6 protein-coding genes are annotated in these 6618 nt (G+C 66.5%); all 6 read right to left on the reverse strand.

Annotated elements, in window-relative coordinates:
- Window positions 1–66 precede the first annotated feature (66 nt).
- From EHH60_RS19270 to EHH60_RS19295, 6 genes are read right to left on the reverse strand one after another with little or no spacing between them, the layout of a single operon-like run.
- The gene (locus tag EHH60_RS19270) at window positions 67–927 is read right to left on the reverse strand and encodes an ABC transporter permease (protein WP_124161015.1); all 861 of its coding nucleotides are present in this window, start codon (window positions 925–927) and stop codon (window positions 67–69) included.
- Window positions 924–1853, reverse strand: a complete 930-nt coding sequence (locus EHH60_RS19275; protein WP_199751585.1) for an ABC transporter permease — start codon at window positions 1851–1853, stop codon at window positions 924–926. The genes EHH60_RS19270 and EHH60_RS19275 overlap by 4 nt, the downstream gene beginning before the upstream one ends.
- Complete coding sequence (locus tag EHH60_RS19280) at window positions 1853–2839, reverse strand: ABC transporter ATP-binding protein (RefSeq protein ID WP_124161017.1); 987 nt, start codon at window positions 2837–2839, stop codon at window positions 1853–1855. Before EHH60_RS19280 ends, EHH60_RS19275 begins: the two co-directional genes overlap by 1 nt.
- Complete coding sequence (locus EHH60_RS19285; RefSeq protein ID WP_124161018.1) at window positions 2836–3819, reverse strand: ABC transporter ATP-binding protein; 984 nt, start codon at window positions 3817–3819, stop codon at window positions 2836–2838. The genes EHH60_RS19280 and EHH60_RS19285 overlap by 4 nt, the downstream gene beginning before the upstream one ends.
- A 1-nt stretch (window position 3820) precedes the next feature.
- Entirely contained in the window at window positions 3821–5458 is a 1638-nt protein-coding gene (locus tag EHH60_RS19290; RefSeq protein WP_124161019.1) for an ABC transporter substrate-binding protein, read from the reverse strand.
- Window positions 5459–5487: 29 nt separating this feature from the next.
- Complete coding sequence (locus EHH60_RS19295) at window positions 5488–6303, reverse strand: sugar phosphate isomerase/epimerase family protein (protein ID WP_124161020.1); 816 nt, start codon at window positions 6301–6303, stop codon at window positions 5488–5490.
- Window positions 6304–6618 lie beyond the last annotated feature (315 nt).

Raw genomic sequence — 6618 nt, forward strand, 5'->3', positions numbered from 1 at the left:
TCCAGACTTGGGGCGACATGGGTCCCGGCTCGCGCTTTGCGCGTCCGGGACACGAGACCCCTACCCTTATTGCAGCGTCGGATCCAGCCGGTCGCGCAGCCAGTCGCCGATCACGGAGACGGCCAGCGTGGTGACGACGATCGTGGCGGCCGGCGCCAGCATGATCCAGGGTGCCCGCGTCAGGTATTCCCGGCCGTAGCCGACCATGTTGCCGAGGCTGGTCATCGGCGGTTGCACGCCGAGGCCGAGGAAGGACAGGCCGGATTCCATCAGGATCACCTCGGGGAAGACCAGCGTGGTCGAGACGATCAGGGTCGAGGCGATGTTGGGCAGGATATGCCGGAGGTAGATCCGTGACGGCGTCGCCCCCAACTGGCGGATGGCCGCCGCATAGCCTTGCGCATTGGCGGAGATGGCAAGGCCCCGCGCGATGCGGGCATAGCGCTCCCAGCCGAACAGGCCCATCAGGCCGATCAAGAGCGGCAGCGAATTGCCGAAGAAGGCGAGCACCGCCAGCGCCATGATCAGGAAGGGCATGCTGGCCTGGAAGTCGGTCAGCATCAGCACGAGTTGCTCCACGGCGCCGCGGAAATGCGCGGCGAGGAAGCCCAGCGTGGTGCCGACGATCGCCGAGATCGCGGTGGCGCCGAACGCGATCAGCAGCGAGATGCGGATGGAGACGAGAAGCCGCGACAGTATGTCCCGGCCGAGCTCATCGGTCCCCAGCCAGTGCGCGGCATTGCCGGGCGCCGCGAGGCGGTTGCGCAGGTCGAGTTGGGTGAAGCCGTAAGGTGCGATCTTCTCCGCGAATGCCGCGATCAGCAGCATCCCGACGATCCAACTGATCGCCAGCGCGACCGAGACCGGAATCGCCGGCAGGCTGATGCGGCGGCGGATAGAGGTATCCTTCAGCGTCGCGTCGGTCATGCGTGGGCTCCTTTCGCGCGCAGGCGCGGGTCGAGGAAGCCGTAGAGGAAGTCGACGATCAGGTTGGACGTCACCATGGTCATCGCGACCAGCAACAGGATGCACTGCACGACCGCGAGATCGCGATTGGCGACCGCGACGACGAGGAGCCGCCCTACCCCTGGCCAGGCGAACACGCTTTCCACCACGACCGCGCCCGCGATCAGGGTGCCGACCATGAAGCCCAAAATGGTGACGGTCGGGATCGCCGCGTTCGGCAGCGCGTGCGACGTCACCACCTTGCGCCACGGCACCCCCTTGGCCGAGGCGGTTCGGATATAGGGCTGCCCGAGCACCTCCAGCATCGCGCTGCGGGTGAAGCGCGCCAGCACCGCAGCGCCGCCGAGGCTGAGGGTTGCGATCGGCAGGATGGCGTGGCGCCAGCTGTCCTGTCCGCCAGACGGCAGCCAGCCGAGCTGCACGGCAAAGACGAGCACCAGCAGCAGCGCCAGCACGAAGCTTGGCACCGTGAATCCGGCCACCGCCGTCATCATCACGGCGCGGTCGATCGCGGAGCCGCGATGCAGCGCGGCGTAGATGCCGGCGGGAATGCCGAGCGCGACCTTGAAGGCGAAGGCCGGCAGCGTCAGCGCCAGCGTCGCCGGGATGCGCTCCAGCACGAGCTCGATCGCGGGTCGTCCGTCGCGCATGGAACGGCCGAGCTCGCCCTTGGCGATGGCGCCGAAATAATCGAAATATTGAGCCCAGATCGGATCATCGAGACCCCACGCCTTCCGGAATGCGGCGAGCACCTCCGGCGGCGCCTCCGGTCCCAGGATCATCAGCGCGGGATCGCCCGACAGCCGCAGCACGATGAAGGCGAAGGTGACGACGAGCACGATCGTCAGGGCCGCGCGCCCGATCCGAATGGCGAAATAGCGTCCCATCAGGCTGCGTCCCGTGTCGCGGCGCCCGTGACGAGATGACAGGCGACCTGCCGATTGCCGCCGACGGCCGCGAGCGTCGGCACCTCGCTCGCACAGCGCGCGATCGCGCGCGGACAGCGCGGGTGGAAGGCGCAGCCGTTCGGCCGTGCCGCCGGGTTCGGCGGATCGCCTGATAGCACGATGCGGCCGGCGCTGCGGCGGCCGGACGCGGGCGATGCGGAGACCAGCGCCTGGGTGTAGGGATGCGCGGGCCGCGCGAACAGGTCGTCGGCGCTGCCGATCTCGACGATGCGGCCGAGATACATCACGGCCACGACATTGCTGATCTGCCTGACGACGCGCAGATCGTGGCTGATGAACAGCAGCGTCAGCGACAGCCGGGCCTGAAGATCGGCGAGCAGGTTCACCACCTGCGCCTGGATCGAGACGTCGAGCGCGCTGACCGGCTCGTCGCAGACCAGGAAATCAGGCTCGGTGGCGAGCGCGCGCGCCAGCACGATGCGTTGGCGCTGGCCGCCGGACAGTGCGCCCGGGTAGCGCCCGCCATGCGCCGGCGTCAGCTCGACGGCGCGAAGCAACTCGCGGACGCGTTCCTCGCGCTCCGCGGACGTGCCGAGACCGTGTATGTCCAGCGGCTCGCGGATTTGTGTCGCCACCGGTAGGCGCCGGTCCAGCGCGCCGAGCGGATCCTGGAAGATCATCTGCATGCGTGCACGCTGCGCGCGCCAGGCGGCCGTCTCGGCAGCAGCCATCGGCTTGCCCTGGAAGCGCACTTCGCCTCTATCGGGCGACTCGAGGCCGAGCACGATGCGCCCCGTGGTCGACTTGCCCGAGCCGGACTCGCCGACGAGACCCAGCGTTTCGCCTTTGGCAATCGCGAGCGACACGCCATCGACGGCATGAACGGCCGCGCTGCGGCCGAACATTCCGGAGCGCATGGCATAGCTGCGCGAGATCGCGGACACCTCGACGAGCGGCGGACTCATTCGGCCGCGATCCCAAGCAGCGCGCGGCGCGAGGCCTCGGCGCGGATGCAGGCGACGCTGCGGTCATCCGCGATCGGCGCCAGGCTCGGAGCGGCAAGGCCGCACGGTTCGGCCGCCAGCGTGCAGCGCGGCGCGAAGGCGCAGCCGCTTGGCATGTGCGCCGGATCAGGCACCGTCCCGGGAATTGCGGTGAGACGCCGGCGCGGACCGTCGAGCGGCGGCAGCGCACCGATCAGCCCTTGCGCATAGGGATGCACGGGATCGGCGAACAGCTGGTTGCTGGGCGCCTGCTCGACGATGCGTCCGGCATACATCACCGCGACGCGTTCGCAGTTCTCGGCGACGACGCCGAGATCGTGGCTGATCAGCACCATCGCCATGCCGAGCTCGCGGCGGACCGTGGAGAGCAGCTCCAGGATCTGGGCCTGGATGGTGGCATCTAACGCCGTGGTCGGCTCATCCGCGATCAGGAGATCGGGATTTCCGGCCAGCGCCATCGCGATCATGATGCGCTGGACTTGGCCGCCGGAGAATTCGTGCGGATAGGCCTCTAACCGCCGCGCCGCGTCGGGAATGCCGACGAGATCGAGCAGCCGTCGCGCTTCCGCCTTCACGGCGTTGCCTTGGAGATCACGATGCAGGGCCAGTGCTTCGCAGAGTTGCTTGCGGATGGTCAGCACCGGGTTGAGCGCGCTCGCCGGATCCTGGAAGATCATGGCAATCCGTCCGCCCCGCACGCGATCAAGCGCAGTGGCGGGCGCACCGAGGATCTCTCGTCCCTCGAGCCGCACCGAGCCGGAGACCTGCGCATGGCGCGGCAAGAGGCCCAGCGCGGCGAGCCATGTGACCGACTTGCCCGACCCGGACTCGCCGACGAGGCCAAGGGCCTCGCCCTTCTGCAAGGCAAGATCGACGCCGCGCAGGACCGGCACGCCGCTGAAGGCGACGCTCAGGCCTGCAATGCTGACCAACGGCACCACGTCAGGCCTCGAAATTGCCGGCACGGAAATCCATCGCGAAGGCGGGGGATGCCTTCCACTTGATCGATTTCGGCTTGGCCGTGAAGGTCGCGTTCTGGTGCAGCACCGTGTAGGCGGGGTCTTCGCGCTCGGCGATCTCCAGCATCCGGCGGAACGCCTTCTTGCGGGCGGCGCGGTCGGTCGAGGTTTCCAGGAACTCCGACAGCTTGTTCAGCTCGACATTGGTCCATTCGCCAATCTGCTGCTGCTGGCCGTTCGGCCCGTGCTGGGCGACCAGCGAGGACACGGGATCGTTGAACGCGGCCGAGTTCGACCAGTCGCGCACAGCGCGCGCGGGCCCCCGCTCCATGACCTGCGACCAGTTCTCCTTGGTCTCGATCTGCACGTTGAGGCCGACCGACTTCCACATCTCGACCAGGATCTGCGCCGTCGCGACCTGGTTGGTGTAATAGTTGTTGAGCAGGCGATAGGGAATCGGATCGCCCTTGTAATTGGCCTGCTTGAGCAGATCCTGCGCAAGCTTCGGATCATACGCGGGCACGCTCCAGTCGGCGTTGAACATGTCGCCGTAGAATTCCCACTGCAGGCCTTTCGGCACGCGGGTGCGGCCGGCCCACAGGCTATCGACGATGGCCTGGCGGTCGATCGCATGAGTGAACGCGCGCCTCACCAGCGGATTGGCGAGCTGGGCGTGGTTCTTGTCGAACACCGTCAGGCGATGATTGAGGATGGTGCCGCCCTGCACTTCGAACGCGGCGTTCTTCTCGATGCCGGCGATCTGGTCCGGCGGGATGTCGCAGGCGAACTGGTATTCGCCCGACAACAGACCGTTGATGCGGCTCGCGACTTCAGGCACTTCGAGGAAGCGGATGCGCTTGAGCGGCGGACGGCCACCCCAATATTCGTCGTGGGCTTCGAGCGCGAGCGAGACGTCGGGCTTGAGCTCGACGACCTTGTAGGGGCCGGTGGTGATCGGCTTGCGTGCCCAGTCGAGATAGCTCGCGGACTCATCCCAGGCGCGGCGGTTCATGATGTCGGAGCCGTAGCGCGACAGCCGACCCTCGATGGTGACGTCCGGCGTCGCGTTGTAGAAGCGCACGGTGTACTTGTCGACGGCATCGACGCGCACGAGGTCCGGCCAGATGCGGCGGGCGACGGCCGGCACATCCGGCGGCAGCTCCTTGCCCGGCCGCGGCGTCGGGATCTTCTCGAACGCCTTGATGGTGGAGCGGTTCTTGGCCTCGGTCTCGCCGAACATGCGTTCACGGCTGAAGGTGAAGACGACGTCGTCCGCCGTCAGCTCGTCGCCATTGTGGAACTTGACGCCCTGGCGCAGCTTCACCTCGACGGTCTGATCGTCGATGCGGCGCCATTCGGTGGCAAGGCCAGGCACGGCTTCGAGATTGCCACGCCAGTTCTTGGAGATCAGGCCTTCCCAGATCGAGGAGAAGAATACACGCTCGCCGACGTTGGACTGCTCGCGCAGCACGTCGAGCACGTTCGAATTGGTGACCTTCTGCACGGCGATCGTGACCGACGGACGGTTGTCGTCTTGCGCGATCGCAAAACGCGGGAGCAGCAGCGTGCTCGCGGCAATGCCGCCGGATTTCAGGATGGTGCGACGGGTGAGCTTGCTCATGATGATGACCCTGCCCTTTATGATGACGGTTATTCGGCGAGGCCGAGCGCGGCGAGATGGGCGGCGCCGGCGCGGACATCATCGTGGTTGCGGAGCTCGAGGATCAGCCGCGGATTTGAAGTTAGCCGGCCAAGGGCGCGGAATACGGCGACCCACGGGATATTGCCTTCGCCCGGCGCCCAGTGCCGGTCGGCGAAGCCGTCGGTGTCCTGAAGGTGCACATGCGTCAGCATGTCGCCGGCGGTCTCGACATAGTAGTCGACCGGCGGCGCTCCGGTGGAGACATGCGCGTAGTTGGCGTGCCCGGTGTCGAGCGAGACGCGGACCTTGCTGCTCTCGAGCGCCTTGGCGAGGCGCACGCGGTCGCGCGGATCCTTGTCCTCGATGTTCTCGATGACGATCTCGCAGCCGATGGTTTCAGCGCGCGCGATCACCTCGGCGAGCGTCGCCTTGACGCGTTCGACGATATTGCCGCGGTTATCCGGATAGAGATCGAGATTGTTGTGGTCCCAGGTCGTGAACGGCGAGTGAATCACCATCTGCGTCGCGCCGAGGAACTCGGCGGCATCCAGCCCCTGAAGCAGACGCTTGGTCACCGCCTGACGGATCATCGGATCGTGGCTGTCGATCTTGAACCCCCAGAACGGGCCGTGGATGCCGAGCCGGCCGCTATGGCCGGAAAGCATCTGCTTGATCTCGCTTGCCGTGCTCCGCCAATCGCTGTCGAGCAGATCGGCGCGGAAAAAATCCTGGATCTCGAGATCGCGCTGCCGTTCGAGAAGCCAGTCGCGATGCGCGGGAATCGATTTGATGGACAATGCGGCGCCCAGCACCGGCTTCGACATGGCTTGCTCCTTCACCGTCAGCGATGACGGGAGCAGCGCTAGACCAGTTCAATGACAGGCCCGTGAATGTGTCTTCGCCGGCGCCGACGAGATGTGGACATCCTGCGCATTGCAAGCAACGATGTTGAGCAGCGGTGCTGCCGTCAATGCAGGCATCTGCAGATTCCCGCAGCAGGAAGTTCAATCGTGTCCGTAGTGATCCGGATTTGAATCCTATTCAGATCTCGCGTAAATCGCGCGACATCGATCGGCGGCACTTCAAGAGGCATCACCTTCTGATCGCGCACCACGGGGCTGGGGGCAACCACATGGGGC

Origin of the sequence: Bradyrhizobium sp. RP6 (assembly GCF_003837805.1) — a bacterium.
Taxonomy (GTDB): Bacteria; Pseudomonadota; Alphaproteobacteria; order Rhizobiales; family Xanthobacteraceae; genus Bradyrhizobium.